This window comes from Kutzneria sp. 744, assembly GCF_000568255.1.
Taxonomy (GTDB): domain Bacteria; phylum Actinomycetota; class Actinomycetes; order Mycobacteriales; family Pseudonocardiaceae; genus Kutzneria.
In genome coordinates this window covers 2,150,331-2,151,890 of record NZ_KK037166.1, presented here as the reverse complement: position 1 = coordinate 2,151,890, position 1,560 = coordinate 2,150,331, and the positions used below count along the sequence as shown (strand labels likewise).

General features: G+C 71.3%; 1 pseudogene. It reads left to right on the top strand.

The window, feature by feature from the left end:
* Positions 1-84: 84 nt before the first annotated feature.
* Positions 85-1,560 (top strand): annotated as a pseudogene (locus tag KUTG_RS60945) (hypothetical protein); the annotation flags it as partial.

The window sequence follows — 1,560 nt, the reverse complement described above, 5'->3', positions numbered from 1 at the left end:
AGCATCGCGCTGGACGCCACCTCGGCGACCGCCCCGATTAACCAACGGCACCAGCGCGACCCGGGTGTACAGCAGGAATAGCCCGTGCCGTTCGGCGCCGACCACCTCCAGGGCGACCTGGCCTGGCCGGGCAACTCGTCGCAGACCGCGACGGTCCGCATGGCCCTGATCGACCCGAACGGCGTGTACCAGGTCGACTCGCGGCCGCAGAACTCCGGCAGCCAGTCCAACCACGGCCGTGTCGACGTACACAACCCGGCCCCGGGCACGTGGACCGCCGTGTTCTACGTGACCAAGGGCGCGACCGGGTTCAAGGGCAACGTGGCCTACCAGTTCACCAGCACCAAGTACGTCGACTTCGGCTCGGTGAGCCCGAAGACGCTGACGCTGAAGCCCGGCCAGTCCGGCACCTTCCACGTCAACGGCACGACGCCGGGCCAGCCCGGCGACCTGTCGGCCGCGGTCGAGCTGGACACCCCGCTCGGCGCGGTCAGCTCGGTGCCGTTCACGCTGCGCAGCCTGATCACGACCGCCAACGGCGGCGCGTTCAGCGGCACGATCGTCGGCGGCAACGGCCGCGACTTCGCACCGGCGCAGACCCAGACGTACTGGTTCGACGTGCCGGCCGGCAAGAAGGACTTCGGCCTTGACGTCAGCCTCGGCGGCGACCCCAACCAGGTCGTCTACGCGGCGCTGCAGTCGCCCAGCGGCCAGGTCGTGTCGCTGTCGACCAACCAGCAGCCCGGCGCGTCCGGCGCTGTGCGCACCAAGACCCTCCAGTCGTACGTGCGGGCGCCGGAGAAGGGCCGCTGGGAGCTGGTGATCAACGTCAACCAGGGCGTGAGCGGCACGGCGCTGTCGCAGCCGTTCACCGGGCACCTGAAGTTCAACACGGTCGACGCGACGGTGACGGGCCTGCCCAGCGGCAAGGTCCAGGCCGGCAAGCCGATCCAGGTGCAGGTCAAGGTGCGCAACAACGGCGTCGCCCCCGAGGCGGTGTTCGTCGACCCGCGCCTGACGACCGAGGTCGACCAGGCCCTGGCCGTGCTGCCGGGAACCTCGGCCAACCAGACCATCCCGCAGCCGGCGACGGCCACCGGGACCGCCTGGCTGGTGCCGACCGAGACCCGGTCGCTGACCATCCAGCAGAACGCGACCCTGCCGGCCGACTTCGACGCGTCCGGGTTCAGCGGCGTGGCGGAGGTCTACGGCTCGCCGCGCGGCAACTCCGCGACCGGCAGCACGGCCGCGCCCGAGGTCACGCAGGGCCAGTGGCTGGCCATCGCGACCCCGGTCGGGCCGGAGGACGGCGACGTCGCCGGCTCGGTGACGCTGGCCGCCCAGGTCCACGCGCAGGACTTCGACCGCACGGTCACCAGCACCACCGGCGACCTCTGGCGGTTCAGCGTCGACACCCAGGCGGACTTCGCCCCGGTGACGCTGGCCCCCGGGCAGTCGACGACCATCACCGTGACCGTCACCCCCACCGGGGCGAAGGGCACGAAGGTCAGCGGCGTGCTGTACGTGGACAACTTCAACGGCGTGCTGCTCAGCGGTGAC